Origin of the sequence: Marinobacter salsuginis, from assembly GCF_009617755.1 — a bacterium.
GTDB lineage: Bacteria > Pseudomonadota > Gammaproteobacteria > Pseudomonadales > Oleiphilaceae > Marinobacter > Marinobacter salsuginis.
The window spans coordinates 170,227-197,167 of sequence record NZ_BGZH01000002.1 but is presented as its reverse complement, the minus strand read 5'-3'; the positions used below and the strand labels follow the sequence as shown (position 1 = coordinate 197,167).

Sequence of the window (26,941 nt, the reverse complement as noted above, 5' to 3'; positions counted from 1 at the left end):
ATTATTGCAGCCAGGCGACCAGCAGTCCGGCTGCCAGGGAGAACACCATGGGGATGCCGACCAGGAAACCTGTCTGACGGTTGCCGACAAACCCAGCCAGCCCCGACTTCACCAGGTTGTTGGTGGCTGCGGCGATCACAATGCCGATTACGGCTGTGCCTGCTGCCAGACTGTTATTGGACATGCGGGTCAGGGAGAGGGTGATGGCATCGACGTCGGCAATACCGGAGGTGGCCGCGAGAAAATAGATGCCGGCGTCACCCAGCCAGGTGCCCAGATACTCGCCCAGCAGGAGGATGCCCGTCAGTAACCCACCAAAAACCAGAGCCGAAGTCAGGTCCAGCGGGTTCTGGTTGAGTGCCGGCTGGCTGACCCGAAGCTGTCGTTCGTTTTTTCGCCAGATGAATAACGCTGGGCAGTACAACAGCGCGGTCATCACAACGACCGGCCAGACAAGGCTGGGCAGCAGGTCCGGATTGATCACCAGGCAATACACAAGAATGCGCGGGAACATGGTGCCACAGGCGATGAGTATGCCGGTGGCGAACTGGGCATTGAGCTGCGGATTTTTCGAGGCCTGGCGGGCAAAGTGCAGGGTGAGGGCGGTGGAGGAACTCAGTCCTGCGAAAAGGCTGGTAAAGAGGATTCCCTTTCGCGTGCCCGCCACCCGTATGGCGAAATAGCCCACAAAGGAAATGGAAGCGATCATCACCACCATCCACCAGATTTCCCGGGGATTCAGCACTCCGCCGGGCCCCATCTTTTCATTCGGCAGCAACGGCAGCATGACCACGGAAATCAGCAGCAGTTTCAGTGCGGCGTCCAGTTCATGTTCCTTCAGCTTGTTGACCCAGCCGTGAATTTCTTCCTTGTTATCCAGAATGATTGCAGTCACGACCGCTGCGGCAGTGGCGATCACCGGGTCCACTGCTACTGCAACCGCACCGAAGCAAAACGTCAGCACCATACCGACCATGCCAGTGATGCTGAAGTTGCGGATGTGCTCAAGCCGCTCGCTGTAAGCCACAATGGCCATAGCCACAACGCTGACCAATAGCACCGGAAACGCCCACTCGGTAATTTCCTGGGCCAACACGGCCGAGATGCCACCAAGCAGACCGACCATGGCAAAGGTGCGGATACCGGCAATGCGTTCGCCCGATTTCTGTTCCCGGGCATCCCATCCTCGCTCCAGCCCGATGATGGCACCGAGCAAAAGCGCAACAGCGAGATTCAGCGTGGTCTGGTTTCCGGCCAGAAATTGGGAGGCAACGTCGTCCATGGGTTGGTGCAAACTCTTGTTAATCAATGAATGTTCTGATGATAGCAGTACAGCGGGTCGGTCGTTAGACCTCTAAGAAGATACCGCTAGCGACCTTACTTTCCGGTAAGGGGGCTGATAAGCTTCGCGACCTTTGAATTCCTAGCAAGCTGGAAATCCGAAATCATGGTGAATTCCCTTAAAGCCAACTGGCTTTCAAACATTCGTGGCGATGTACTCGCCGGTATCGTTGTGGCCCTAGCGTTGATACCGGAAGCCATTGCTTTCTCGATCATCGCTGGTGTCGATCCCAAGGTGGGGCTTTATGCCTCCTTTTGTATTGCCGTAATCATTGCTTTCGTTGGCGGGCGCCCCGGGATGATTTCCGCCGCAACGGCGGCCATGGCGGTACTGATGGTAACGCTGGTCAAGGAGCACGGTTTGCAGTACCTGCTGGCCGCGACGCTGCTCACCGGTGTGTTGCAGGTGATTGCAGGCTATCTCAAGCTCGGCAGTCTGATGCGCTTCGTGTCACGCTCGGTGGTCACCGGTTTCGTGAACGCCCTTGCCATCCTGATCTTCATGGCCCAGTTGCCTGAGCTTACGAACGTCACCTGGCATGTGTACGCGATGACCGCCGCCGGTCTGGGGATTATCTATTTGTTTCCGCTGCTGCCGGTGGTGGGCAAGGTTTTGCCTTCTCCCTTGGTCTGCATCGTTGTTCTGACGGCGGTTGCCGTGATTACCGGCATGGATATCCGCACGGTGGGGGATATGGGTGATCTGCCGGATACGCTCCCCGTTTTCCTGTGGCCGGATGTGCCGCTGAATCTGGAAACCCTGATGATTATCCTGCCGTATTCGATTCCGTTGGCCATCGTAGGGCTGCTGGAATCCATGATGACAGCGACCATTGTGGACGATCTGACAGACACCACCAGTGACCGCAACCGGGAGTGCAAGGGTCAGGGCATCGCCAACATCGGCTCTGGCCTGATCGGTGGTATGGCCGGTTGTGCCATGATCGGCCAGTCCATCATCAACGTGAAGTCTGGCGGCCGGACCCGGCTTTCCACACTCACCGCTGGTGTCTTCCTGCTTATCATGGTGCTGCTGCTCGACAATGTCCTGGTCCAGATCCCCATGGCGGCTCTGGTGGCGGTCATGATCATGGTCTCGATTGGTACTTTCTCCTGGGATTCCATCCGCAACCTTCGCAAACATCCTCTCTCCACCAACATCGTGATGCTGGTGACGGTTGTTGTCGTGGTTGCCACCCATAACCTGGCCTTTGGCGTACTGGCCGGCGTCCTGCTGGCGGCTTTGTTCTTTGCCAACAAAGTGGGCCATTACATGCTGGTGACCTCCGAGCTGGATGAAACCACCGATACCCGTACTTACCGGGTTGTGGGCCAGGTGTTCTTCAGCTCCTCGGAAAAGTTCATGGAATCCTTTGATTTCAAGGAAGCAGTCGATAATGTGGTGATCGACCTGAGTCGCGCGCATTTCTGGGATATCACCGCCGTGGGTGCCCTGGATAAAGCCGTGATCAAGTTCCGCCGGGAAGGCTCGGAGGTTGACGTCATCGGGCTGAATGAAGCCAGCGCAACGATAGTTGACCGCTTTGGCGTGCACGACAAGCCGGACGCCGTCGACCAGTTGATGGGGCACTGATATGACACAGACCAGGGAATCCAACACCGATTCCGGCCAGAATAAAAATCACAAGGACCAAGAAGGCGAGGTTGAGATGCTACGAGTAGTTGCCTGTATCGATGGCTCCCAGGCTGCCCCCGCAGTTTGCGATTACGCTGCCTGGGCCAGCAAGCACATGGAAACCCCCATGATGTTGCTGCACGTCCTTGATGAAGAGCGTTACCCGGCAGAGCCGGATCTGGCAGGCAATATTGGTCTGGGCAGTCGTGAACAGCTCCTCGAGGACCTGGCAGAGCTGGACCGCAAGCGCGCCAAGCTTGCCCTGGAACATGGCCATCACATGCTGGATGAGGCGCACAAGCGCGTCACCGAAGCCGGCATCGGTGAGGTGATCCAGCGCCAGCGCCACGGTGATCTTACTGAATCCTTGCTGGCGCTGGAGAACCAGACTCGCCTGCTGGTGATGGGGCTGCACGGCGAGAGCAGCTCCGACCGTGACACCCACGTTGGCAGCCAACTGGAGACGGTGATTCGTAGTATGCATCGCCCGATTCTTCTGGTGCCCGACGAGTACACTGAGCCCCGAAGCGCCATGCTTGCCTTTGATGGCAGCGCCACGGCGTTCAAGGGCGTGGAATTGCTGGCTGGCAGCCCGGTTCTGAAGGGCATGCCGCTGCACCTTGTAATGGTGGGTCCGGATACCAACGACCGTTGGGAGCAGCTCAGGAAAGCCGAGAAAATGCTGGCAGGGCTGGAATCCGAGATCACGCTGGCGATCCGGGCCGGCGATGTGGAACCGGCTTTGCACGCTTATCAGGAAGAGCAGGATATCGACATCCTGGTGATGGGCGCCTATGGGCACTCCCGCATTCGCCAGTTTCTGGTAGGCAGTACCACCACCCGGATGCTCGAAACTGCCAGAAAGCCGCTGGTGGTGCTTCGCTAGGCGACTTCCCGGGCTATGTCGGCCAGATAGGCCATCGCTGCGCGGTGGCCTTGCTGATAGCCCAGATCCAGCTTGTTAAGGTCTGTGGTTAGTCGACTCACCGGAAAATCCTCTGGCGGTGCGATAATCCGTAGATGGCAGTCGTCTGGCGGATTTTGAATGAACTCCAATGTCTCGTTATATCGCTCGCCGCGCCGGATCAGGGCCTCGGCCAGTCCAGGTTGCTCCCGGAACATCCGTTTGGTGAGTGCCGGAAAGGCCAGAGGTTTTTTCTGATAGCCCAGAGGTCGGGAAAGAACGACGGTAATATCCCGTGCGCCCCGCCGATAGGCCTCGGCAACCGGAATGGAATCGGCAATGCCGCCATCACTCATGGGCTCATTCTCCACGATCGGGTAATCACGGTAGGCCAGGGGAATCGAGCAGGAGGCAGTGAGCACGTCATGGATGTTCTGGTCGTCGACGGAAAAATACCGGGCCTCGCCGGTCACCACTGATGTGGTTGCTACCCAGAGCCTGGTGGTGCCAGACAGGTAGCGTTCCAGGTCGAGCGGCACGTCCTCGTAGGATCGGTGCCAGAGCCAGTGAACATCGCAGAGATGCCCGCCCTGAAAGAAACGGCCCCAGTTGATGAACTCCGGGCGGCACGCGTGGTCGGTAATCACCTGATGGTTGCGGCCGTGATGGCCGCAGAGGTAGCCGATGAGGTTGGTTGAACCGGCGGAGACACCCCAGGCTTCGGTGAACGGCTGATAGCGCTGCTCCAGAAACGCATCAAGCACACCGGCGGCGAAGATGCCGCGCATGGCACCACCCTCCACTACAAGGGCATTGCTGGTTGCGGTGTCATCGTGGCTGTGGAGCATCCTTTCCCCTTATCGGTCGTAGTGTCTGGTTATGCCAATACATGGACTCAGGTTACCAGTTCTACGCCAGCTTTGGGCAATCGGATGTCCGTTCAGGCGCTGTTACCGGCTGCCACACCCGAGGCCCAGGCCCATTGGAAGTTATGGCCGCCGAGGTGGCCTGTCACATCCACGACCTCACCAATGAAATACAGGTTTGGCCGTTCCAGCACTGCCATGGTCTTGGAGGAGAGCTGGCGGGTATCAACGCCCCCCAGGGTGACTTCTGCGGTTCGGTAGCCCTCGGTGCCAGCTGGCTTGATCGACCATTGGCCCAGAGTATCGGCAACCTGTTCGATATCGCTGTTCTTGTAGCCCTGCAAAGGGCCGGTCCAGCCCCGCAGCTCGTTGAAGGCCTGGGCAAACCGTTTTGGCAGGTGCTGGGTCAGGTAGTTTGCAATGGTCGATTGCGGGCGGGTTTTCCGCAGGCCCAGAAGGTCGTCCCTGATGTTGCAGGCCGGCAGCAGGTTGATAGCCAGGCTGTCCCCCGGTTCCCAGAAACTTGAGATCTGGAGCATCGCCGGGCCACTGAGCCCCCGATGAGTAACCAGCATGGGTTCCCGGAAGTGCTGGTCATGGCATTGCACGTCCACCGGGCAACTGATACCAGACAAAGGGGCAAGCTGTTCTTTCAACTCCGGCTGCAGGGTAAAGGGCACCAGGCCTGCCCGGGTGGGCAGTACCTTCAGGCCAAACTGCTCGGCCACCCGGTAACCAAACGCCGTGGCGCCCATGGTGGGAATGGACAGGCCGCCGGTGGCTATCACCAGGGATTCGCAGGTGAGATCGCCGGAGCCGACGCGCAGGCGATAGCCGTTGTCGGTTTCCGCTATGCGGTCGACCGCAGTCTTCATCCTCACTTCCGCGCCGGCCCACTCACATTCGGTCAGCAGCATGTTGAGGATGTCCTTGGCGCTGTCTTTGCAGAACAGCTGGCCTGGGGCTTTTTCCTCGTGCTCAATGCCGTGTCGATCCACCAGTTCCAGGAAGTCCTGAGGGGTGTAGCGCTTGAGCGCGGAGATGCAGTAGTGCGGGTTGTCCGACAGGAAGTTGGCGGGTGTGCTGTTCAGGTTGGTGAAGTTGCAGCGCCCGCCTCCGGACATGAGGATTTTCTTGCCCGGCTTGTTGGCGTGGTCCAGCACCAGCACCCGGCGGCCGCGATAGCCGGCGGTTGCCGCACACATCAGGCCCGCCGCGCCGGCGCCGATAATGATTACGTCGTACTGTGATGCTGAACCTGCCGTCATGCTGCCCGCCGCTGCAAAGAAAACGGCGGGCAGTATACCAGTCTCAGGGCAGGTAGACTGAGCCTTCCATGTAGAAGGCAGCCTGCCCGGCGATATCGACCCGGTCGCCTTTCAGTTCGCAGCGCAGTGCACCGCCCCGGGCCGAAACCTGCCTGGCGTCCAGCTTCGTCTTGCCCAGTTTCTCAGCCCAGTAGGGTACCAGTACACTGTGAATGGAACCGGTCACCGGGTCCTCATCAATGCCGGCGCCCGGAGCGAAATATCGGCTGACAAAATCGCAGTCGGTGCCCGGTGCGGTAATGATCAGCCCCTGGTTACCCAGTTGCTTTAATTTGCGCATGTCGGGCTGGGCAGCACGCACGGCCGCTTCGTCCTTCAGAACCACCATGTAGTTGGTGTCGTTGGGAACAAAAAAAGCGGTATCAGGTGCGCCTTCCAGAGCTTCCCGAATCAGCGTTGGCGTGGTTTGCTCCTCGAAGGCCAGATTCGGGAAATCCAGGACCAGCCAGCCGTCATCGGACTGCCTGACGGACAGCCAGCCGCTTTTGGAGTCAAAGCGGATTCGCTCTTCATCCCAGCCAAGCTTGTTGAAGATCACCCAGGCGCTGGCCAGAGTGGCGTGGCCACACAGCGGCACCTCTGTGCCCGGCGTAAACCAGCGGATATGGAAATCGGCTTCTTCGTCCTCGGGAAGCCGCACGAAAAAAGCCGTCTCGGAGAGATTGTTCTCCATGGCGAGCGAGAGCATGACATTGTCCGGCAGCCATTGCTCCAGGGGCATGACCGCGGCCGGGTTGCCACCGAATACCTTGCTGGTAAAGGCATCCACCTGATAGAGGGGGTGTGTCATGGTCTCATCTCCTTGGGTTGTTTGGCCTCACCTGGAAGCACCTTGGATGTTGAGCTTATTGTAGGAAATGAACTGACTGACATAACAGATTCAGATAATCTCATTTTGAACCGGTACAGAGTGTGGTTTTCGGAATCTGTGCCGGTCATATTCGACAGAATCTGTACTGCATGAAGAGGTGCTGCTTCTGGTGCAATGGAGTGGCAACTCCCGAAAGACAGTCAGACGAGGGGCGTAGGATGGGCATTCTTTACAATCAGGTGGCGGATCAGCTTCAGGAGTTGATCAGGGACGGTGTCTACCGTGACGGTGATCGATTGCCGGGCGTGCGAATGCTGAGCCGGCAGTATGGCGTAAGTATTTCGACTATCCTGCAGGCGCACCAGACCCTGGAAGCACGAGGCTTTCTGCAGGCCAGGGAGCGCAGTGGCTACTTCGTAAGGCTGCCGACGGTGGATGCACCCGAGCCTGTGATGCGAAGGCACCGCAGCCGTCCGGTGCCAGTCAGCGCCCGGGAAATGACCCTGGACCTTTGTGCCGACGAGCAGAAGCGGATGGTGCCTCTGGCGACAGCGATTCCCCATCCTGATTACCTGCCGCTTCGGCAAATCCAGCACAGCACGCTCTGGGCCGCACGACGAGGCCTGGAAACACTCGACTATGCCTTTCCCGGCAAGGAATCGTTTCGGCGGCAGATTGCCCAGCGGATGGCGACACTTGGAGTACCGGTAACGCCGGATGATGTACTCGCCACCAACGGTGCCCAGGAAGCGATCATCCTGGCGCTTCGTGCCGTGACCCAGCCTGGTGATATTGTGGCCGTGGAATCCCCGTCCTTCCCGGGAATTCTCCAGGCGCTGGAGGTGGTGGGGCTAAAGGTCATTGAAATTCCTACCCATCCTTCTGAGGGGTTGAGCCTGGAGGGCTTGCAGCTGGCGCTTGAGCAGTGGCCCCTGAAAGCCTGTGTGGTGGTGACCAATCACAGCAATCCCATGGGTGCGCGAATGTCCGACGAACGCAAGAAGCAGCTGGTTTCCATGCTGGCGGCTGCTGCGGTGCCTCTGATCGAGGACGACATTTACGGGGATCTGCATCATTCCGGAGACCGGCCAAAACCGGCCAAGGCATTCGATCGTGCGGACAATGTGATTTACTGCAGTTCGTTCTCCAAGACTATCTCACCGGGCCTGCGGCTTGGCTGGATGGTCCCGGGGCGGCACATGGCCAGCGCCCGGCAGCACAAATACTTTGTCAACCTGGCAACCTCATCGATTCCCCAGATGGCGGTGGCGCATTTTCTGGAGCAGGGCGGTTACGATCGCTATCTGCGCTCAGCGCGTCAGCACTATCGTGAATCTACTGAGCGTATGCGCACAGCCGTGGCCCGGGCATTTCCGGAGGGCACGGCTGTGAGTCGGCCCCAGGGCGGCTTTGTACTCTGGGTGCAGTTGCCGGATGGTGTTTCCGGCACCGAGGTGTATCACAGGGCCAGGGCTGAGGATATCAACGTGGCGCCGGGGTTGATGTTCTCCACCGCGGACAAATACGAAAACTGCCTGAGGCTGAACAGCGCTAACCCCTGGAGTGAACGTATAGAGCAGGCTGTGGCCAGGCTGGGAGTGCTGGCTCACGAGGTGCAGGCGGCCTCGGGGTAGGAGTTGCTCAGCTTTTTTCGCTACGCAGGTCCAGCGGGTCAAGCAGACCGGCGGCGATGGCTTTGCCGGTGACATCTGGCAGGCGATCGGCGCCCAGGCGTTTCATCACCCGGGCCCGGTACAGATCGATCGTTTTAACACTGACATCCAACTGCTCGGCGATTTCCCGGCTGGTGTAGCCCTGGGCCAATGGCAGAAACACATCCCGTTCGCGCCGGGTGAGGGTGGTCAGCAGGGCTTCGGTTGACTCATCGCCCTGTAGCTGTGGGGCCGAGTGTTGATGTTCCTGTAGGGCCTGCTGAACGCTGTCCAGCAGGAGCTGTTCGTTGAACGGCTTTTCGATGAAATCGAAAGCGCCGGATTTGAACGCCCTGACGACAATGGGTACATCGGCATGCCCAGAGACAAAAATGATGGGCACGTTAAGCCCTCTCTTCTGCAGTTCTTCCTGAACGTTCAGGCCGCCGAGCCCCGGCATTCTCACATCGAGAACCACGCAGCCGGCTTTCTTGTTGCCTACCGCGTCCAGAAATTTTCGGCCGTCGCTGTAGGCTTCCACGTTCAGGCCCACCGATTCCAGCAACCATTGGGTGGACTCCAGCATGCCGGCGTCGTCGTCAACAACGTAGACGGTGGTGGCTTCCGGGGCAGAATGGTCAGTCATCAGGCTGGTTCTCCGTGATTGCGGTTTTGTGCTTCTGGTTCTGGCTGGCCGGGAATCGACAGATTAGCGACAGGCCACCGGTTGCGGCGGGGCGGGCGTCGAGGAAGCCACCGAAACCCTCGATAATGGAACGGCTCATGGACAGCCCCAGGCCAAGGCCCTGGGGCTTACTGGTGAAGAACGGCTGGAACATCTGGCGGATGCCCTGTTCATCCAGGCCTGGGCCTTCATCGGTGACTTCAATCAGGGTTTCGTTCTGATCGTTGATGCAGGTAGTTACGACAATCTGCGCGGGTGCGTCCTGAGTTTCTTGGCCACGGGCATCGATCGTGGCTTCAATGCCGTTGCGGATCAGATTGATCAACACCTGTTCCAGCAGCACCGGGTCGGCAGTGATGACCGGCGCGCAGCAGGCCAGTCTCTCAAGAATCTGCACATTGTTTTTTTCCGCTTCCCACTGACACAGCCGGGCCACGTTGCTCACGACGTCGTTCAGGGCGATTGGCGCGGTCCGCTTCTGCCCTTTGCGTAAGAAAGCCCGGAGGCGTTTGATCACTTCCGATGCGCGGTTGGCGTGGTGAACAATTTTCTGCAGGCCATCATCCACGCGATCCAGGCATTCAGGGTTGGTTCGGGCACTTTTCAGATAGCGCTGGCTGGCGCTGGCGAAGTTCACAATGGTGGCCAGCGGTTGGTTCATTTCGTGGGCAATGCTGGAGGCAAGCTCCCCGAGAGTCGCGAGCCTGGCTGTATGGGCCAGTTCCTCGGCCAGCCTGCGGTTGTTCTCCTCGGATTCCACCCGGGCGGTGATATCCCGGGATACGCTGATGACCTCAATCACGGCGCCGGTATAGGTTTCCCGGATGGCCCGGCTGGCAATCTCGAACCAGCGACGGGAGCCGTCCCGGTGGATGATCTCCAGGGTCATGGTGGCGTAGCCGTCATCCCTGAGCAGGTTACGGGTCTCCGCCAGTTTCTGGGTCACATGGTTGCCGCGAAAGACCTCTTCGAGGGGTTTGCCACGCAATTCCTCCGGCCAGTAGCCCAACAGTCGCCATGATGCGGGAGTGGCATCAATAAAACGCCCATCCGGAGCGTGTCGGGAGATCAGGTCGGTGGTGTTTTCGGTGATCAACCGGTACAGGCGGTTGGAGCGGGTGGCCTCTTCCTGGGTCCGGACGTCTTGCGTGGCGTCCCTTGCCCGTGCCAGAACCTGGGCCGTCTTGACGTCCGGGATGAACGTCCACATCAAGATCGTCCCGGTTTGGCCCGGTTGCGTCCGCGATTCGACGTTTTCAATGGCCCGGATTTGTTCCAGGGATGATTTCACCAATGCCCGGGCGTTGATTGGCAGAAGCTCCTCGGGCGAGGCCAGGCCGGCTGTTTGACGCAGTTCCCTGGCTGCACGGTTCTCCCCCAGGACAGCGCCCGCGCCATCCAGGATTAATCCGGGTTGCGGGTCGGCGTCGTGCAAACTAAATACACTTGAAGGGGAGTTATCGTTCATGGCTCTTCGATATAGTAACTAAACTATAATACGTTGGTATAATTTCTAGTATTTATTCTATTCAATACTATTTTGGCCAGCCCGAAGTATAGCTAGTTTAGCGATATTCCTGAATACGCCATAAGAACAACAGCACTCAAGAGGACCACGCAATGACCTCGATATTTGACCAGGGCCTGGCGCCCGTTGACGCCAATTACGCCGTCCAATCTCCCGTCGATTTTATTGAACGCACCGCCACCGTTTACCCGGAGTACCCCGCGGTAATCCATGGTGCGATCCGTTACACCTGGGCGCAGACCTATGAGCGCTGTCGCCGTCTGGCCTCGGCCTTGAAAGGGCGCGGCATCGGACGAGGTGACACCGTTGCCGTCATGCTGCCGAACATTCCGGCCATGGTGGAGTCCCATTTCGGCGTGCCCATGATTGGTGCGGTGTTGAACACCCTGAATGTTCGCCTGGATGCCGAAGCCATTGCTTTCATGCTGGAGCATGGTGAGGCCAAGGTTGTGATTGCCGACCGTGAATTCGGGGAAGTGATCAAGGACGCCGTCAGCCGCCTGGACACCAAGCCGCTGGTAATTGATGTGGACGATCCCGAGTACGGTGAGGGCGTTCAGGTCAGCGATCTGGACTACGAGGCATTCCTGCAGGAAGGCGATCCGGCGTTCCAGTGGAGCTTCCCGGAAAACGAGTGGGACGCCATCTCCCTGAACTACACATCCGGCACTACCGGTAACCCTAAGGGTGTGGTCTATCACCACCGTGGCGCCTACATCAATGCCATTGGTAACCAGGCGGTCTGGTCCATGGACATGCACCCGGTGTACCTGTGGACCTTGCCGATGTTCCACTGTAACGGCTGGTGTTTCCCCTGGACCATCACCGCCATGGCTGGAACCCACGTCTGCCTGCGTCGGGTTGACCCGGAGAAGATCCTGCAGCTGATCCGTGACCATCAGGTGACCCACATGTGCGGTGCGCCGATTGTTCTTAACGCACTGCTGAACGTGCCGGAATCCGCCAAAGCGGGTATCGACCACGAAGTGAAGTCCATGACAGCCGGTGCGGCGCCCCCCGCCCAGGTGATTGGTGCCATCGAAGAGATGGGTATCCAGGTAACCCACGTTTACGGCCTGACCGAAGTGTATGGGCCGGTGACGGTTTGCGCGTGGAAGTCCGAGTGGGATGCGCTGCCGTTGCACGACCGGGCCCGCAAGAAGGCTCGCCAGGGCGTTCGCTACCACACCCTGGCCGGCACCATGGTTGGCGACCCGAACACCATGGAGCCGGTGCCCAAAGACGGCAAGACCATCGGTGAAATCTTCCTGCGCGGTAATACCGTGATGAAGGGCTACCTGAAGAACCCCAAGGCCACCGAAGAGGCCTTCCGGGGCGGCTGGTTCCACACTGGCGACCTGGCCGTGTGGCACGAAGACGGCTACATGGAGATCAAGGACCGGCTGAAGGATATCATCATCTCCGGTGGCGAGAATATCTCTACCATTGAAGTTGAGGATACCCTGTACCGTCATCCCGCTGTCCTTGAGGCGGCTGTGGTAGCAAGGCCTGACGAGAAGTGGGGTGAGACTCCCTGCGCCTTCGTTACCCTCAAGCCGGAGGCGGGGCAGGTCAGCGAGGAAGACATCATCAATTTCTGCCGTGAGCACCTGGCCCGGTTTAAAGTGCCCAAGACCATCGTCTTCTCGGAGCTGCCCAAAACCTCCACGGGCAAGATCCAGAAGTTCGTGCTGAGAGATCAGGCCAAAGATCTGAACTGACCCTGTGATCGGCTGCGCCGCCCTGGCGCAGCCGACTTTAACCAGAAAAACAACGCTGTCAGGCACACGCACCGCGTGAGCCCGGAGACCTTTTTATGCAAATGTTTCACCGAAAGAACGGGGAAGAGCAGCCATACTGGCCGGCTGGTCCCTTCAAGGTTCGTCTGCCGTTTGTTCATTACCGCTGGGAATTCGCGGAGATGGTGCAGGCCCTGATCATGTTCGTGGTCAGCCTGGCGATGATCCCCCTTCTTGAGAAATACCTGGGAGTGCCTTACGACGTGGCTCTGGCATACGTGGTGATCTGCGGTATCGGCTTCATGCTGCCGGCCCTGCTGGGTGTGCCTCTGGTGCCTGGCTGGATTACCCCGGGTATTCCGGTTGTCCTGTTGTTCCTGAGTGACTACGAGCCAGGCCCCGAAGCCATCCAGGCTCTGTTCGCCCTGCAGTTCCTGGTGTTCATTATTTTCCTGGTTCTGGGTATTACCCGCCTGGGCAGCAAGCTGGTGGAGCTGATTCCCCGTTCCATGAAAGGCGGGATCATCATTGGCGCCGGCATCGCGGCCCTGATGGGGGAAATCGAAGCGGGCGGCCGCCTGGCCAATACGCCGATTTCCCTGATCATCGGTGGCCTGGTGTGCCTGTACCTGATGTTCTCCGTATCGTTCAAAGGCTTTGTGGAAAGCAGCTCCATCGCCCGCAAGATTGCCAACTACGGCATGGTGCCGGGTATGGTGGTTGCGATTCTGGTCGGCTTTGCCACTGGCGAATACGAGGTGCCCAATGTCGAGTGGGGCATTACCAAGCCAGCGTTCGACGAGCTCTGGAACTACCTGCCGTTCGCTGTCGGTTTCCCGGACGCTAACGTCTTCATGTATGCCATTCCCACGGCGGTGATCGCCTACGTGATTGCCTTCGGCGACATCGTGGTGGGCCAGTCTCTGATGAACCGGGTTGACCACCTGCGTAAAGATGAAGACATCGACAACAGCATCGACCGGGTGCACCTGGTAACCGCGATCCGCAATGGTGGCCACGCTTTCTTTGCACCATACCCGGGCCTGGCCGGGCCGATCTGGACGGCCGTCACAGCCACCATGGCCGAGCGTTACAAGTACGGCCGTAATGCCATGGACTCTATCTACAGCGGCGGCGGTACCTTCTGGATTACCGGCTTCATTGCCCTGTTCGTGCTGCCCCTGGTCAGTTTCTTCCAGCCAGTACTGCCGATTGCCCTGTCACTGACCCTGCTTCTGACCGGCTATATCTGCCTGATGGTAGGGCTGGAGCAGCTGGAGAATAACACCGAGCGAGGTATTGCCGGCACCATGGGTGTGGTCCTGGCTGTCTACGGAGCGGGCTGGGGCCTGGCAACCGGCGCCATCCTCTATTTCCTGATTGAACGTACCAAATTGCTTGGCTTTACCGCCGACCCGGAAGCGCCGGGCGTGAGAGCCGCAGAAGAGCACTAAACCTGCGCTTTCCGGCTCTGCACCGGAAAGTGCTGACCCCCTGTGTGTCCTTGGGAGGCTTCGTGCCTCCCTTTTTTGTGTCTGCCTTTTCTCTTGAAACTCGATCGTTGACAGAATGTCATTTCGTGACAATTTGTCCAAATTTCCCTCTTGAAGTATTCCTTCCGTGTGGTTTTCGAGTTTAAACTGCTTTGACTGATGAATTTTTGTCCGCTGTTCATTACTGATAACAACACTACAAAAACAGGAGGCAGTCATGACCATCAGCTCCACGCCCGAGGGCGTGTCCGTTGAGCCGAGGCATCTACGGTTCGATGTCAGCGAAGACCTCAAGACGCTCTGGCACGGTAACGACGCTTTCCGGACGGCATTCTTTAACGCGCTTTCCCTGCAATTCCCTGATGGAGAACAGCAGTTCATAAATGCTGTTCGACTCTATCGGGACAAAATTGAGGATCCCAAGCTGAAAGCAGAGATTCGCGGCTTTATTGGTCAGGAAGCCCTGCACAGCCGTGAGCACAAGGACTACAACGAAGCCTTGAAGGCCAGGGGTTATGACATTGATGCCCTGGACCGGCGGTTCCAGAAACACATGGCATGGGTGGGCAAGTTACCGCCAAGCCGCCAACTGGCAGGCACCTGTGGCGCCGAGCATTACACCGCGGTTCTGGCCAATGCCATTTTGAGCCACCCGGAATGGATGGAGGGCGCTACGCCGGCCATGGCGAAACTCTGGCGCTGGCATGCAATCGAGGAAACCGAACACAAATCCGTGGCCTTTGATGTCTACCGGGAATGTGTCGGCAACGAGCGGCTCCGCCGGATCGTCTTCCTGTTCGTGACCTGGAATTTCTTCAAGTACACCTTTCTCAATACCTGCAGCCTGCTGAAGGCCGATGGCAAGCTTTGGAGCCTTCGTACCTGGCTTGGTGGCGTGAATTTCCTGTGGGGAAAGCCCGGCGTGCTTCGCAAGTGCCTGCCGGAATTCCTGGCCTATTTCCGCAAGGGATTTCATCCCTGGCAGCAGGATAACCGGGAACTGCTCGAACGGAATCTTCGGGAGCTGGACATGACATCCAGTGCGGGTTAGACCTGGGTTGCTGAAATTCTGATCGGGGTGTGTAAAACTGTGCGGCATAAAAAATAACGACAAAAAAGGGGGCTTCCGGTCAAGAAGCTTCCCGGAGCTGGAGGCACACCATGCGAGTTGGTTTGATCGTCGATTCTGCGTGCGACTTACCTTATGAATTCAGCCGCAAGCACGACCTGTTCATCCTTCCGGTAACCGCTGTAATTGACGGCCAGACCTACATAGACGAGCACGATCCTGTGCGGACCCAGGAGTTCTATCAGAGTGGTCTGCTACAGAAGGGTCATCAGGCGGAAACCCGCGCCTTCACCGCCGAACAGATCCACGATCTGTTCATGGAAAAGATCGTTACCCAGTTTGATGTCGCTATCTGCGAGACGGTCACCAAAACCCGTAGCCTGATTTTCCAGAACGCCACCGAAGCCATGAACAGTGTTCTGGCCAATTATGAAGGGGCGCGGCAGGCAGCCGGTCGCGATGGCCGCTTCTTTATGCGGGTGATCGACAGCAAGCAGATCTTCGCCGGTCAGGGCCTGCTCGCGGCACATACCCTCAAGCTGATCGACCAGAAGGTTTCCAAGAATGCCCTGCGGCATGAGGTTGAATCCTTCAGCGACAAGATCTACACCTGTGTGATTCCCCGGGACCTGCATTACATCCGTGAGCGGGCAAGGCGTCGTGGTGACAAGAGTGTGTCGGCGTTGGTGGCCTTTCTTGGTAAGGCACTGAACATTACTCCGGTTATCTTCGGGCAGGGGGCCGAAGGCCAGCCGGTGGCCAAAACCCGCAGTTTCGATGTGGCGGTGGAGAAGGTGATGAACTATGCCGCAGCACGGGTGGAAGCCGGTCTCCTGACCCCGTACGTGAGTCTTTCCTGTGGCCTGACCTGGACTGAAATCGAGGATTTGCCCGGGCTTAACCGCCTGCGGGATGCCTGTGAGCGTAACGGTGTGGAACTTCTACTATCCCAGATGGGCATCACCAGCAGTATCTATGTCGGCCCCGGCAGTCTTTGCCTGGCCCTGGCGGCAGAGCCCCACACGTTCAACGATTTTCAGTGAATCGGCCACGCAGTCCGCGGGTGTGCGGGACTGGCCGGGCCGCACCCTCCCACCTGTAGTTTTGGCAAACCTGCCAATCTGAACTTCATGTTAGCCTCTGATCAGTGTCTTTCATTTTAACGACAGGAAGAATTGCGCCATGACCAAAGGCAAAACGGATCTCGCCAACCAGCTGCTGGAACAGCACGTAAAGCATGAACTGGCCTCGCTCAAGGGCACGAAGCTGCGTAAATTTCTGGAGCAGGAGCTGGATGAGCTTTGGGGCTATGCCAATGAGATAACCCTGAACCGGATTACGTCGGAAGACCAGGTGATGGGCGTTATTCAGCGTATTGTTATGGATATGGAGCTGGATGCAGGTATCCCTGAACTGGCCGCCGAAATGGCAACCGAAGTGCTCAATGCCGACGTGCAATCGCAAACCACATTGGGCGAGATCATCACCCGCGAACAGGCTACCGGTTTTCTTGAGGAGGCTCTGGAATTGCGGCAGCAGCGGGAGCGGGTGATCAGTGAAATCATGGCTCACCCGGTCTATCAAGAGTTGGTCTCCAACGTGGTTTACCACGGTCTGGTGAACTACCTCTACGAGGACAATCTGATCACCAAGTCCGTGCCGGGCGTCGGTTCAATGATGAAGTTTGGCAAGCGCATGGCCAACAGGGCGGTGCCTGGGCTGGATGAAACCTTTGAGCGGCGCCTCAAGGCCTGGCTGTCTGACAGCCTGCCCGGGCTGATTAGCCGGAGCGAGCAGTTTCTGCACAGGGCTCTGTCTGACGACGAACTGCGGGACAGCGTGATGGCGGCCTGGGTGTCACTGGAAGATCGCACCATTGCCGAGCTGCACGAGGGCCTGGGAGACGTCGAACTGCAAGAGTTTGTCGTGCTGGGCTATGAGTTCTGGCTGCAGTTTCGCAAGACCGGCTACTTCGAGAACTGTGCCCGTGCGGTGGTTTCTCACCTGTTCGTAAAATATGGCGAAAGACCGCTCACAGAACTGCTGGGCGATTTGGGTGTCAGCCGTGAGGTGGTCATGGCAGAGATCGACGCCTACGCAATTCCGGTTATAGACGTATTGCGTGAAGAGGGCTATGTTGAGGCCCTGGTTCGCCGGCGGCTTGCACCGTTTTATAAGTCCGCCACGGCGCGTAAGATTCTCCACCAGGAGGCCTGACTTACCGGTTGCGGGTCCGGCCCCTGAAGCGTTCTGTACAAGAGTTTGATAGGGGACGGTTTTGATATCGGATTTGTTCTGGGCCTATCTCGTTGCCATTACCCTGCTCACCATCACACCGGGTGTTGATACCCTGCTGGTGATGAGGAACACCGGCCGGGGTGGTTTGCGGGATGGCTGTGTCACCAGTGTTGGCATTTGCAGCGGACTGTTCATTCACGCCACGCTCTCGGCTTTGGGTATTTCACTTCTGTTGGTGGAAACCGCCTGGGCGTTTTCCGCCCTGAAGTGGGCGGGTGCCTGCTACCTGGTATGGCTGGGCATCGGTTCGTTGCGCCAGGCCCTTCGCCGGGGAGACGCGCCCGAGGTAAAAAAAGAAGAGGTCGTTCGCCGGAAGGTTGCCATGGTGGCCTCATTCCGCGAAGGACTCCTGTCCAATGTTCTGAATCCGAAGACCGCGCTCTTCTACATGGCCCTGCTGCCACAGTTTGTGGACCCCGCCGGTAACGCTTTCCAGCAGTCTCTGATGTTGGCGGGCGTGCATTTTCTGCTGGCCATGCTCTGGCAGTGTGGTCTGGCCTGGGTGGTGGTCACCTTCCGCAGCCTTGGCGTGAATGTGAAGATGAAACGGATGCTGAACGGTCTGACGGGCGGCTTTTTCGTGGCCATGGGCGCCAAGCTGGCCAGTACCTGAGGCCACCCGATTACCTTCAGACAAAGAAAAAGGGAAGCCGCGGCTTCCCTTTTTTGATCCCCAGCTCTGGAGGCTTACTTTTCCAGATACTGCAGCTTGTTCGGCTTGCCATCCCACTCTTCGGCGTCCGGCAGCGGATCTTTCTTTTCGGTGATGTTTGGCCATTTCGCGGCCAGGTCGGCGTTCAGCTCCACAAACTGGACCTGATCGGCCGGCAGTTCGTCTTCAGAAAAGATGGCTTCGGCCGGGCACTCGGGCTCGCACAGGGCGCAGTCGATACATTCGTCCGGGTCGATTACCAGGAAGTTCGGTCCCTCGTAGAAGCAGTCTACCGGGCAGACTTCCACGCAGTCTGTGTATTTGCACTTGATGCAGTTATCAGTAACGATAAACGCCATAGTCAGATCCCTGGTCCAGTGGTCGGTCAGTCTCATCAGGAGCGCCTTCGGGCGCCGCCGTTATATTTTAGTGCGCGATATTGTAGGGAGCGACCCGCACAGCCGCAAGCGTTCGACTGCTATAACCTTATTACACAGATCAATTCTTCGCTATTTCTTCACCAGCGCTTTCAGTTCATAAAGCTGATTCATGGCATCCCGTGGGGTGAGTCCATCCAGGTCCATGTCTTTAAGGGCCTCTTCCACCGCGCTGGGTTCCAGGCTCGCGAACATGTCCCCTTGGAGTACAGGTTCATTAACCTGGGGCGCAGGTTTGGTCCGGACCGTGTCTTCCTTCTGCTCACCAGCCGAAGCCGCCGGCGCGGCCGGTGAGGCACTGCCTTCCAGATGGGAAAGCTGGGTCTTGGCGTTGCGGATCACATCCTGGGGTACGCCTGCCAGCTTGGCCACCTGAAGCCCGTAGCTCTGGCTCGCCGGGCCATCGTGGACATTGTGCAGGAACACAATGCTGTCGTCGTGCTCGGTGGCGGTCAGATGCACGTTAACGGCATGCTGCAGCTCATCGGCCAGTTGGGTGAGCTCAAAATAGTGGGTGGCAAACAGGGTGTAGCAGCGGATCTCACGGGCCAGGTGCTCGGCGGTGGCCCAGGCCAGTGACAGGCCATCAAAGGTGCTGGTGCCGCGACCGACCTCATCCATCAATACCAGGCTGTGTTCGGTGGCGTTGTGCAGGATGTTGGCGGTTTCGGTCATTTCCACCATGAAGGTGGATCGGCCGCCGGCGATGTCGTCCGAGGAGCCCATGCGGGTGAAAATGCGGTCGACGGGGCCGATGACTGCCCGGTTGGCGGGCACAAAGCTGCCGGTGTAGGCCAGCAGGGCAATCAGCGCTGCCTGGCGCATGTAAGTGGATTTACCGCCCATGTTCGGGCCGGTGATCACCAGCATGCGGCGTTGGGTATCCATCAACAGATCATTGGGTACGAAAGGCTCATCCAGCAACTGTTCAACCACCGGATGGCGGCCTTCCTCAATGTCGAACCCGGGAGATTCGCTGAATTCCGGCGCGGAAAAGCGCAGAGAAGTGGCCCGCTCTGCAAAGTTGCTAAGCACGTCCAGCTCGGCCAGTGCCTGGGCGGCATCTTGCAGGGGCGCCAACTGTCCGGCTACGGTTTCCAGCACTTCGTCATACAGGCCTTTTTCCCGGGCCAGAGCCCGGCTCTTTGCACTGAGGGCCTTATCTTCGAATTCCTTGAGTTCTGGGGTGATAAAGCGCTCGGCGTTTTTCAGGGTCTGGCGGCGAATGTAGTCCACCGGCGCCTGGTCGGACTGGGCGCGGCTGATTTCTATGTAGTAACCGTGCACCCGGTTGTAGCCGACCTTGAGGGTGCTGATGCCGGTGCGGTCCCGTTCACGTGTTTCCACGTCGAGCAGGTACTGGCCGGCGTTCTCGCTGATGTTGCGCAACTCGTCCAGCTCTTCGTCAAAGCCTTCCCGGATGACCCCACCATCGCGAATCACGACCGGAGGGTTGTCGATGATGGAGCGTTCCAGAAGGTCCGCCAGTTCCGGGTATTCACCAATGGTGGTCGCCAGCTTGACGACATGGTGGGAATTCACCGGTTTCAGTGTTTCCTGCAGGTCCGGCAGGGCCTGGAAGGCATCCCGGAGTCGTGCGAGGTCCCGAGGTCGCGCTGAGCGCAGGGCAACTCGCGCCAATACCCGCTCAATGTCGCCCACGGCTTTCAGCAGGTCGTGTACCGGTTCGTAATGAAACCCGTCCAGCAGTGCCGAAACCGCCTGTTGGCGCTGACGGACAGTCTCCACGTCCCGCAACGGGCGGTTCAGCCAGCGGCGAAGCTCCCGGCCACCCATGGCCGTGGCTGTGCGGTCCATCACCCAGGCCAGGGTGTATTGATGGCCGCCCATCAGGTTAGTGTCGATTTCCAGGTTGCGACGGCTGGCGGCATCCAGAATCACAGCTTCATCCCTGCGTTCGCGGGTCAGCTTGCGGATATGGGGCAGGGCGGTTCGCTGGGTCTCCCTGGCATACTGCAGCAGACAACCGGCGGCACAGACGGCCAGATTGAGCTCCTCACAGCCAAAACCGGTCAGATCTCTCACCTGAAGCTGTTGGGTAATCACCCGGCGGGCCGTGTCGGATTCGAACAGCCAGGGGCCCTGACGGCGGATACCGGTGAAGCCCTCCAGTATTTCCTCGTAGGGAAAATCCTCGCTGATCAGAATTTCCGCCGGACGCAGGCGCTGGAGTTCGCCCTGCAGGGCTTCCAGGTTCTCCAGCTCTGATACCGCAAAGCGGCCGCTGGAGATGTCGAGCGAGGCAAAACCGAACTGTTCCCGGTGGTTGTATATGGCGACCAGAAGGTTGTCACGGCGATCCTCAAGATAGGCGTCGTCACTCAGGGTCCCCGGTGTGACGATCCGAACCACCTGGCGCTCAACCGGTCCCTTGCTGGTGGCAGGGTCACCGATCTGCTCGCAGATGGCGATGGATTGACCTGCCCGAACCAGGCGGGCAATGTAACCCTCAGAAGAGTGATAGGGGATGCCGGCCATGGGGATCGGGTTGCCCCCGGACTGGCCCCGGGCCGTGAGGGTGATGTCCATTAGCTCGGCCGCTTTCTTGGCGTCTTCGTAAAACAGCTCGTAGAAATCCCCCATGCGGTAGAACACCAGTTCATTGGGGTGTTGGCCCTTGATCTTCAGGTATTGCTGCATCATCGGGGTGTGCTTGGAAAGATCGGTCTGAGCTGCTGACATGAACGGGTCCGGTAGCCTTGCTTTGGATGAAGGCGTGAATTGTAAGAAAATAACCGCCGCGATGAAATGAAGGAGGTCATTATGCTGGCCAGCGATCAGGAATTGGAAGACGCAGGCAATCGCCTCGGTGAGCGGTTGCTGCGCACCGGCCGTACAGTGGCTACGGCAGAAAGTTGTACCGGCGGCTGGGTTGCCAAAGTGCTGACCGACCGGGCGGGGTCTTCGGCCTATGTGCTCGGCGGTCTGGTAACCTACAGCAATGAGGCCAAGCAGGGGCTCCTGGGCGTGACCCGGAAGTCGCTGGATGAGCATGGTGCGGTCAGCGAGCCGGTAGTGCGGGAAATGGTGGCCGGCGCCCTGGTGGCAACAGATGCCGACGTTGCCGTGGCCATCAGTGGCGTTGCCGGGCCTGGCGGTGGCAGCGAGGATAAGCCTGTCGGTACCGTCTGGTTCGCCTGGGGCAGCAGTCCGGCCACCACCGTGGCGCTGGTAAAGCACTTCGAGGGCGACCGTGATCAGGTCCGCCGCCAGGCCGTTCTGTTTGCTCTTCAAGGGGTTAGCGATTTTGTGGGCGAACTCTGACGGCTTTCACATCCGCAGGGGTTGGTCTCCTCTCCGGGTTATGTTTTAATACTGTTCAAATATACAGGGAATTGACTGGTCAAGCTGTAGAGATTCCCGATCCACTATTTCGCTGCCGGCCTTGATTGGGGCCCGGCGGCCCAGGCGACAGAGGGTTTGCACTGATGGAAGACAACCGCAAGAAAGCATTGAGCGCAGCACTTGGGCAGATCGAGCGCCAGTTTGGCAAGGGCGCCGTGATGAAAATGGGTGACCAGCCCCGCGAAGCCATCCCTGCGGTTTCCACCGGTTCCCTGGGCCTGGACGTTGCCCTGGGTATTGGTGGCCTTCCTTATGGTCGAATCTGTGAGATCTACGGTCCGGAGAGTTCCGGTAAAACCACGCTCACCCTGCAGGTGATTGCCGAGGCACAAAAGGCGGGCAAAACCTGTGCGTTTGTCGACGCCGAGCACGCCCTCGACCCGGTCTACGCAGAGAAGCTGGGCGTGAATGTGGACGACCTTCTGGTTTCCCAGCCTGACACCGGTGAACAGGCCCTGGAAATTGCCGACATGCTGGTTCGCTCGAACGCAGTTGACGTGATCATCGTTGACTCGGTTGCCGCCCTGACACCAAAAGCGGAAATTGAGGGCGAGATGGGCGACAGCCACGTTGGCCTGCAGGCGCGACTGATGTCCCAGGCGCTGCGGAAACTGACGGGTAACGTCAAGCATGCCAACTGCCTGATGATCTTCATCAACCAGATCCGTATGAAAATCGGCGTCATGTTCGGCAGCCCGGAAACCACCACCGGTGGTAACGCCCTGAAATTCTATTCCTCTGTGCGCCTGGATATCCGCCGTATCGGTTCCGTTAAAGACGGCGACGAGGTGGTGGGTAACGAGACCCGCGTGAAAGTGGTCAAGAACAAGGTGTCCCCGCCGTTCAAACAGGCCGAGTTCCAGATCATGTACGGCAAGGGCATTTACCACATGGCGGAAGTCCTGGATATGGGGGTCAAGGAAGGCTTTGTGGATAAGTCCGGCGCCTGGTACGCCTACAACGGCGACAAGATCGGCCAGGGCAAGGCGAATGCCTGCAAGTTCCTGGAGGAAAACATGGACATTGCTAACGAGATTGAAGCCAAGGTTCGTGACAAGCTGATGCCCAAGCCGGTCTCGAAGAAAGACGCTGAAGAGGCGCCCGCAGAAGCGAACGGCGAGCTTCTCTAAACCTTCCTCAGCGATGTCAGGGGCGGCAGGTGTAGATCCAGACCTGCCGCACCACCGTTGCCTTCGGCTTTCCTTTCAGGTATCAGTCTTCTTTTCAGCTCTCTCCTGAAGTGGCCCGGTTCAGCACCGATGTCGACTTCCAGGCGCCTGAGGTAATCTGCCCCTCCAGACTGTTGCAGCTGGATTCTGATCCACCTTCTGTATTTCATTTGACGATAGAGAGTCTGCAGTTTTCTGCTGTTGGGAAAATGCATTGGTTTCTCCTCCTTTGACTGCTCAGTCCATAGTAAGCAGGAGTCTTTGCAGGGTATCCGTTCAGATGGTTTAAATGTTCTCGTAACAGATCTCTTAATTTCGTCTCTGTGCTGCTCAAATAATGATCATCTGTGCTTGCTGTCCGTTCCTCTGGTTTGAGCTGGTATCACAATGAATTCATACTCGGTGAGTATTGGGTTTCTTTGCTCTTCAGATACAGATCAGAGTCGGTATGGAAGCAAAAAAGAGATTATTGATCGTCGCTCATGCGCCTTCCCCGAATACTCTCAAGCTCAGGGAGGCGGCTGAGCAGGGCGCACGCCATGAAGACATCGAAAGCGTCGAAGTCAAGGTAATGGCACCTCTGGATGCGGGGCCTGAAGACATTCTGGCCTGCGACGCTATCATTCTGGGCACCACTGAGAATCTCGGGTATATGAGTGGGGCCCTGAAGGACTTCTTCGACCGCAGCTACTATCCCTGCCTCGAGAAAACCCAGGGGTTGCCCTTTGCCTATTACATTCGGGCCGGCCATGACGGAACGGGCACCAATCGGGCAATCGAAAGCATTGCGACGGGTCTGCGCTGGAAGCTGATACAGGAGCCTCTGATCTGCAGGGGTGAGTACCGCGATGAGTTTGAAGATCAGTGTCGCGAGTTAGGGATGTACGTCGCTGCCAGCCTTGACGCGGGGCTGGTGTGAGCCCGGAACCGGATCAGCTGGCAAACCGGTTGTAGAAGCCTTCGATGCGGGAGAGAGCATTGTCGACGGTGCGCGAATAGCCTTTTTTGTCCAGGCAATAGCTGAACTGGACGCTGACGCGATAACCCGCCTGGTAAGGTTGACACTCCACCACCCGGGCGCAAACCCGCGATTCGCTGATGTATTTGCCGTCGAAATCCATGAACAGGCGGGCCCCGGGTTCCACCGGCCTGGGGCAGAGAACGGCCATACCGTAGCGGTTCAGGTCCAGGCAGGTAACCGGCGTTGGTTGCTTGCCCCGACCAAAGAAGCCACGCTCCCGGAGCTGAACCTTCAGGCAGGAGGCGGGGTAACGATCCTTGATTCTGCGTTCGGCGGAATCACTGGTCATACGCTGGCGTCCGTTGCGTGCATTGTATTTATGGTTGGGAGATGAAGTGTAGTTCCGGAACGGCTGGTTGAAAAATGAACGGCTACGGATTTGTGAACTGCCTAGCAAATTCCTGCGCGCTGTGCGCAACTCCAGAAATCTTCGTGCCGAACGCGACAGAGCCGACCGCAGAATCTACAATGACCGGCCAATGTGTTAACCGTTACAGGACCAAACCTTGAAGTCACTGTCTCTGCACCAGCTTTACAAAGCCTGTGTTCTGAAAGATCTGCCGTTCAAAACCACCAAACAACTTGAGCCTCTGGCTGAAATCGTCGGCCAGAACCGCGCCCAGGAAGCTGTGCGTTTTGCCCTGGCGATGCCTCATGGCGGCTACAACGTCTATGCCGTTGGCCGAAATGGCCTGGGTAAGCGCACCATGATGTTGCGTTACCTTGAGCACCATGTGGATACGGATCAGCAGAGCCATGACTGGTGCTATGTGGCCAACTTCGAGGAGCCGCGTATTCCGAAGCTGTTGCAGTTACCGGCAGGAAAAGGCACCCAGCTCAAGCAGGACATGGAAAAGCTGATGAGTCGCCTGGTGAAGGTGATTCCCCAGACGTTTGACAGTGACAGTTTTCTGGAACGCTCGGAGCAGCTAAAGAACGAATACGGCAAAAAGCAGGAAGACGAGCTGGAGAAGGTGGCGGCCCAGGCGCGACGCAAAAAGGTCAGCCTGACGGTCACTACGCCAGGTGGTTATCGGCTGGTGGCCATGAACGGTGACGAACCCCATACCGCAGAATCGTTTCAGGCTCTTACCGAGGAGCAACGGGACAAGTTTGAAGACGCGATAAACAAGCTTGAGAAAAAGCTTCGCCAGGCCCTGCGCAAACTGGCGGACTGGGAGCAAGAGTACGCCGATAAGCAACAGGCGCTGAACCAGGAAACTCTGGAAAGTATCTCGGGCCACCAGATTGATGAGTTGATCGAAAAGTACAAGGATCTGCCGGATGTGGTCGCCTACTTTGAGGCGGTTCGCGTCGACCTGGTGGAGAACCTGGAGATATTCCTCGACGACAATGAAGAACAGGCTGCCATTGCTTACGCCTCACTCGACAAAAAAATGCCGCGCCGTTATCTGGTTAACGTACTGGTGCACCAGAAGACGAACGAGGTGCCCGTGGTGGTGGAAGATAACCCCACCTACCACAACCTGTTCGGCTACGTCGAAAATGTTACCTACAAGGGCACGGTGTTCACGGATTTCTCCCTGATTCGCCCCGGCAGCCTGCACCGGGCCAACGGCGGCTATTTGCTGATGGATGCCATCAAGGTTCTGGAACAGTCCTTCGTGTGGGACGGCCTCAAGCGCGCCCTGCGTTCGAAGTCCATACAGATAAATTCCCTGGAGCGGGAACTGACTTTATCCGGAACCATCTCTATTGAACCGGAATCGGTCCCCCTGGACGTGAAGATCGTTCTGTTTGGTGATCGCGAAACCTGGATGTTGCTGCAGGAATACGATTCCGAGTTTGCCGAACTGTTCAGGGTCACGGCGGATTTCGAGAACGAGATGTACCGCACCGATGACAGCCAGTTGCTCTATGCCAAGTTCATCGCCAGTCTGGTGAGTGAGAAAAAGCTTCTGCATTGTTCTAACAAGGCCGTTGCGCGGGTAATCGAGCATAGTGCCCGGATGGCAGAACATCAGGATCGACTCTCCCTGCACGCCGCGGATATTGCCAACCTGCTGCGGGAATCGGATTTCTGGGCCAGGCAGGCCGGTGCGAAGCTGATCCAGGATCTTCATGTTGAGCGCGCGCTGGAAAGTGCGAAATATCGCAGCAGCCGTATCCGGGATCAGTTCTACGATTCCATCCGTGATGGCACGACGCTCGTAACTACCAGTGGCAAGTGTGTTGGCCAGGTCAATGCGCTGTCGGTGCTGTCCACGGGCGGATTTGAATTCGGCCTTTCCAACCGTGTCACGGCTACCTGCTATTATGGAGATGGCGCGGTGATGGATATAGAGCGTGATGTAAAGCTCGGTGGCAATCTTCATTCCAAGGGCGTGATGATCCTGAGTTCCTGGCTTGCCTCCCATTTTGCGGTCAACGACCCGATGCACCTTTCGGCAAGTCTGACCTTTGAGCAGAATTACGGTGAAGTGGATGGTGACAGTGCATCGTTGGCGGAGCTGTGCGCGCTGATCTCGTCCCTTTCCGGTATTCCAGTGCGACAGGATCTGGCAATCACCGGGTCGGTCAACCAGTTTGGCGAAGTTCAGCCTATAGGCGGCGTGAATGAGAAAGTTGAAGGCTTTTTCACAACCTGCCAGCTTAAAGGCGGGCTTTCCGGCACCCAGGGTGTCATTGTACCAACCACCAATGTGCAGAATCTGATGCTGGACAGCGAGGTGGTAAAGGCAGTACGCGGAGGCCAGTTTGCGGTATACGCGGTTGCCCGAGTCGAGGAAGCGATAACCCTGCTGCTCGGCAAGCCGGCCGGCAAGGCCGATGATAAAGGCAGGTACCCGAAACAGAGCGTTTTTGGCATTATCCAGCAACGACTTGAGAAAATGCGGGAACACGAGCGCCAGGAACATGCTCGTGACTACCACAAAGACCCGTCAATTCACTGACCGGCGATGATAAGAAAACGGACAGGAGAGA

The 26,941-nt window shown here is 58.0% G+C and carries 23 protein-coding genes; 13 read left to right on the top strand and 10 right to left on the bottom strand.

Features of this window, described 5'->3' with window-relative positions; translation table 11 throughout:
- Window position 1 precedes the first annotated feature (1 nt).
- Window positions 2–1,282 carry an MgtC/SapB family protein gene (locus tag GJU83_RS12145; RefSeq protein WP_153634477.1) on the bottom strand — a complete coding sequence of 427 codons (1,281 nt, stop codon included), beginning with the start codon at window positions 1,280–1,282 and terminating at the stop codon, window positions 2–4.
- Window positions 1,283–1,447: 165 nt separating this feature from the next.
- Here GJU83_RS12145 and GJU83_RS12140 point away from each other — a divergent pair, with 165 nt between their 5' ends.
- Window positions 1,448–2,935: a SulP family inorganic anion transporter gene (locus tag GJU83_RS12140; RefSeq protein ID WP_069183887.1), complete on the top strand. Its 1,488-nt coding sequence runs from the start codon at window positions 1,448–1,450 to the stop codon at window positions 2,933–2,935.
- A gap of 1 nt (window position 2,936) precedes the next feature.
- Complete coding sequence (locus tag GJU83_RS12135) at window positions 2,937–3,863, top strand: universal stress protein (RefSeq protein ID WP_069183886.1); 927 nt, start codon at window positions 2,937–2,939, stop codon at window positions 3,861–3,863.
- Here the strand turns inward: GJU83_RS12135 and GJU83_RS12130 are convergent.
- From GJU83_RS12130 to GJU83_RS12120, 3 genes are all read right to left on the bottom strand, one after another.
- On the bottom strand, window positions 3,860–4,729 hold the full coding sequence (locus GJU83_RS12130) for a patatin-like phospholipase family protein (protein ID WP_153634476.1): 870 nt from the start codon (window positions 4,727–4,729) through the stop codon (window positions 3,860–3,862). The two genes, GJU83_RS12135 and GJU83_RS12130, sit on opposite strands and share 4 nt — an antisense overlap.
- A 92-nt stretch (window positions 4,730–4,821) precedes the next feature.
- Window positions 4,822–6,015: a BaiN/RdsA family NAD(P)/FAD-dependent oxidoreductase gene (locus tag GJU83_RS12125; protein ID WP_069183884.1), complete on the bottom strand. Its 1,194-nt coding sequence runs from the start codon at window positions 6,013–6,015 to the stop codon at window positions 4,822–4,824.
- Between the two features lie 43 nt (window positions 6,016–6,058).
- Window positions 6,059–6,865 (bottom strand): PhzF family protein, encoded by an 807-nt coding sequence (locus tag GJU83_RS12120; protein ID WP_069183883.1) that lies wholly within the window; start codon window positions 6,863–6,865, stop codon window positions 6,059–6,061.
- Window positions 6,866–7,104: 239 nt separating this feature from the next.
- On the opposite strand from GJU83_RS12120, the gene GJU83_RS12115 reads away from it, so the two are divergent.
- On the top strand, window positions 7,105–8,520 hold the full coding sequence (locus GJU83_RS12115; RefSeq protein ID WP_069183882.1) for an aminotransferase-like domain-containing protein: 1,416 nt from the start codon (window positions 7,105–7,107) through the stop codon (window positions 8,518–8,520).
- 7 nt (window positions 8,521–8,527) lie between these two features.
- On the opposite strand, the gene GJU83_RS12110 is transcribed toward GJU83_RS12115, so the two are convergent.
- Window positions 8,528–9,184 (bottom strand): response regulator transcription factor, encoded by a 657-nt coding sequence (locus GJU83_RS12110; protein ID WP_069183881.1) that lies wholly within the window; start codon window positions 9,182–9,184, stop codon window positions 8,528–8,530.
- Window positions 9,177–10,691, bottom strand: coding sequence for a PAS domain-containing sensor histidine kinase (locus GJU83_RS12105; RefSeq protein ID WP_069183880.1), 1,515 nt, complete (start codon window positions 10,689–10,691; stop codon window positions 9,177–9,179). Before GJU83_RS12105 ends, GJU83_RS12110 begins: the two co-directional genes overlap by 8 nt.
- Window positions 10,692–10,843: 152 nt before the next feature.
- Here GJU83_RS12105 and GJU83_RS12100 point away from each other — a divergent pair, with 152 nt between their 5' ends.
- From GJU83_RS12100 to GJU83_RS12075, 6 genes are all read left to right on the top strand, one after another.
- Window positions 10,844–12,472, top strand: a complete 1,629-nt coding sequence (locus tag GJU83_RS12100) for an acyl-CoA synthetase (RefSeq protein WP_069183879.1) — start codon at window positions 10,844–10,846, stop codon at window positions 12,470–12,472.
- A 95-nt stretch (window positions 12,473–12,567) separates the two neighbouring features.
- Window positions 12,568–13,944: a solute carrier family 23 protein gene (locus GJU83_RS12095; RefSeq protein ID WP_069183878.1), complete on the top strand. Its 1,377-nt coding sequence runs from the start codon at window positions 12,568–12,570 to the stop codon at window positions 13,942–13,944.
- Window positions 13,945–14,200: 256 nt separating this feature from the next.
- Window positions 14,201–15,034 carry a metal-dependent hydrolase gene (locus GJU83_RS12090; protein ID WP_069183877.1) on the top strand — a complete coding sequence of 278 codons (834 nt, stop codon included), beginning with the start codon at window positions 14,201–14,203 and terminating at the stop codon, window positions 15,032–15,034.
- A gap of 110 nt (window positions 15,035–15,144) precedes the next feature.
- Complete coding sequence (locus GJU83_RS12085) at window positions 15,145–16,095, top strand: DegV family protein (protein WP_069183876.1); 951 nt, start codon at window positions 15,145–15,147, stop codon at window positions 16,093–16,095.
- Window positions 16,096–16,234: 139 nt separating this feature from the next.
- A complete protein-coding gene (locus tag GJU83_RS12080) occupies window positions 16,235–17,269 on the top strand; it encodes a hypothetical protein (RefSeq protein WP_069183875.1) in 1,035 nt (344 codons plus the stop codon).
- Window positions 17,270–17,333: 64 nt separating this feature from the next.
- A complete protein-coding gene (locus GJU83_RS12075; protein WP_174805050.1) occupies window positions 17,334–17,963 on the top strand; it encodes a LysE family translocator in 630 nt (209 codons plus the stop codon).
- 74 nt (window positions 17,964–18,037) lie between these two features.
- On the opposite strand, the gene fdxA is transcribed toward GJU83_RS12075, so the two are convergent.
- Window positions 18,038–18,361 (bottom strand): ferredoxin FdxA, encoded by a 324-nt coding sequence (fdxA, locus tag GJU83_RS12070; RefSeq protein ID WP_008170541.1) that lies wholly within the window; start codon window positions 18,359–18,361, stop codon window positions 18,038–18,040.
- Window positions 18,362–18,511: 150 nt separating this feature from the next.
- A complete protein-coding gene (gene mutS / locus GJU83_RS12065) occupies window positions 18,512–21,142 on the bottom strand; it encodes a DNA mismatch repair protein MutS (RefSeq protein ID WP_069183873.1) in 2,631 nt (876 codons plus the stop codon).
- Between the two features lie 81 nt (window positions 21,143–21,223).
- Between mutS and pncC the strand changes: the two genes are divergently transcribed.
- On the top strand, window positions 21,224–21,724 hold the full coding sequence (pncC, locus tag GJU83_RS12060; RefSeq protein ID WP_069183872.1) for a nicotinamide-nucleotide amidase: 501 nt from the start codon (window positions 21,224–21,226) through the stop codon (window positions 21,722–21,724).
- A 164-nt stretch (window positions 21,725–21,888) separates the two neighbouring features.
- The gene (gene recA, locus GJU83_RS12055; RefSeq protein ID WP_069183871.1) at window positions 21,889–22,935 is read left to right on the top strand and encodes a recombinase RecA; all 1,047 of its coding nucleotides are present in this window, start codon (window positions 21,889–21,891) and stop codon (window positions 22,933–22,935) included.
- Here recA and GJU83_RS12050 read toward each other — a convergent pair.
- A complete protein-coding gene (locus tag GJU83_RS12050) occupies window positions 22,932–23,189 on the bottom strand; it encodes a hypothetical protein (RefSeq protein ID WP_069183870.1) in 258 nt (85 codons plus the stop codon). The genes recA and GJU83_RS12050 overlap by 4 nt on opposite strands.
- Window positions 23,190–23,422: 233 nt before the next feature.
- On the opposite strand from GJU83_RS12050, the gene GJU83_RS12045 reads away from it, so the two are divergent.
- Window positions 23,423–23,893: a flavodoxin family protein gene (locus tag GJU83_RS12045; RefSeq protein WP_069183869.1), complete on the top strand. Its 471-nt coding sequence runs from the start codon at window positions 23,423–23,425 to the stop codon at window positions 23,891–23,893.
- Between the two features lie 13 nt (window positions 23,894–23,906).
- On the opposite strand, the gene GJU83_RS12040 is transcribed toward GJU83_RS12045, so the two are convergent.
- A complete protein-coding gene (locus tag GJU83_RS12040) occupies window positions 23,907–24,284 on the bottom strand; it encodes a PilZ domain-containing protein (RefSeq protein WP_069183868.1) in 378 nt (125 codons plus the stop codon).
- 217 nt (window positions 24,285–24,501) lie between these two features.
- Here GJU83_RS12040 and GJU83_RS12035 point away from each other — a divergent pair, with 217 nt between their 5' ends.
- On the top strand, window positions 24,502–26,910 hold the full coding sequence (locus tag GJU83_RS12035; RefSeq protein WP_069183867.1) for an ATP-binding protein: 2,409 nt from the start codon (window positions 24,502–24,504) through the stop codon (window positions 26,908–26,910).
- Window positions 26,911–26,941 lie beyond the last annotated feature (31 nt).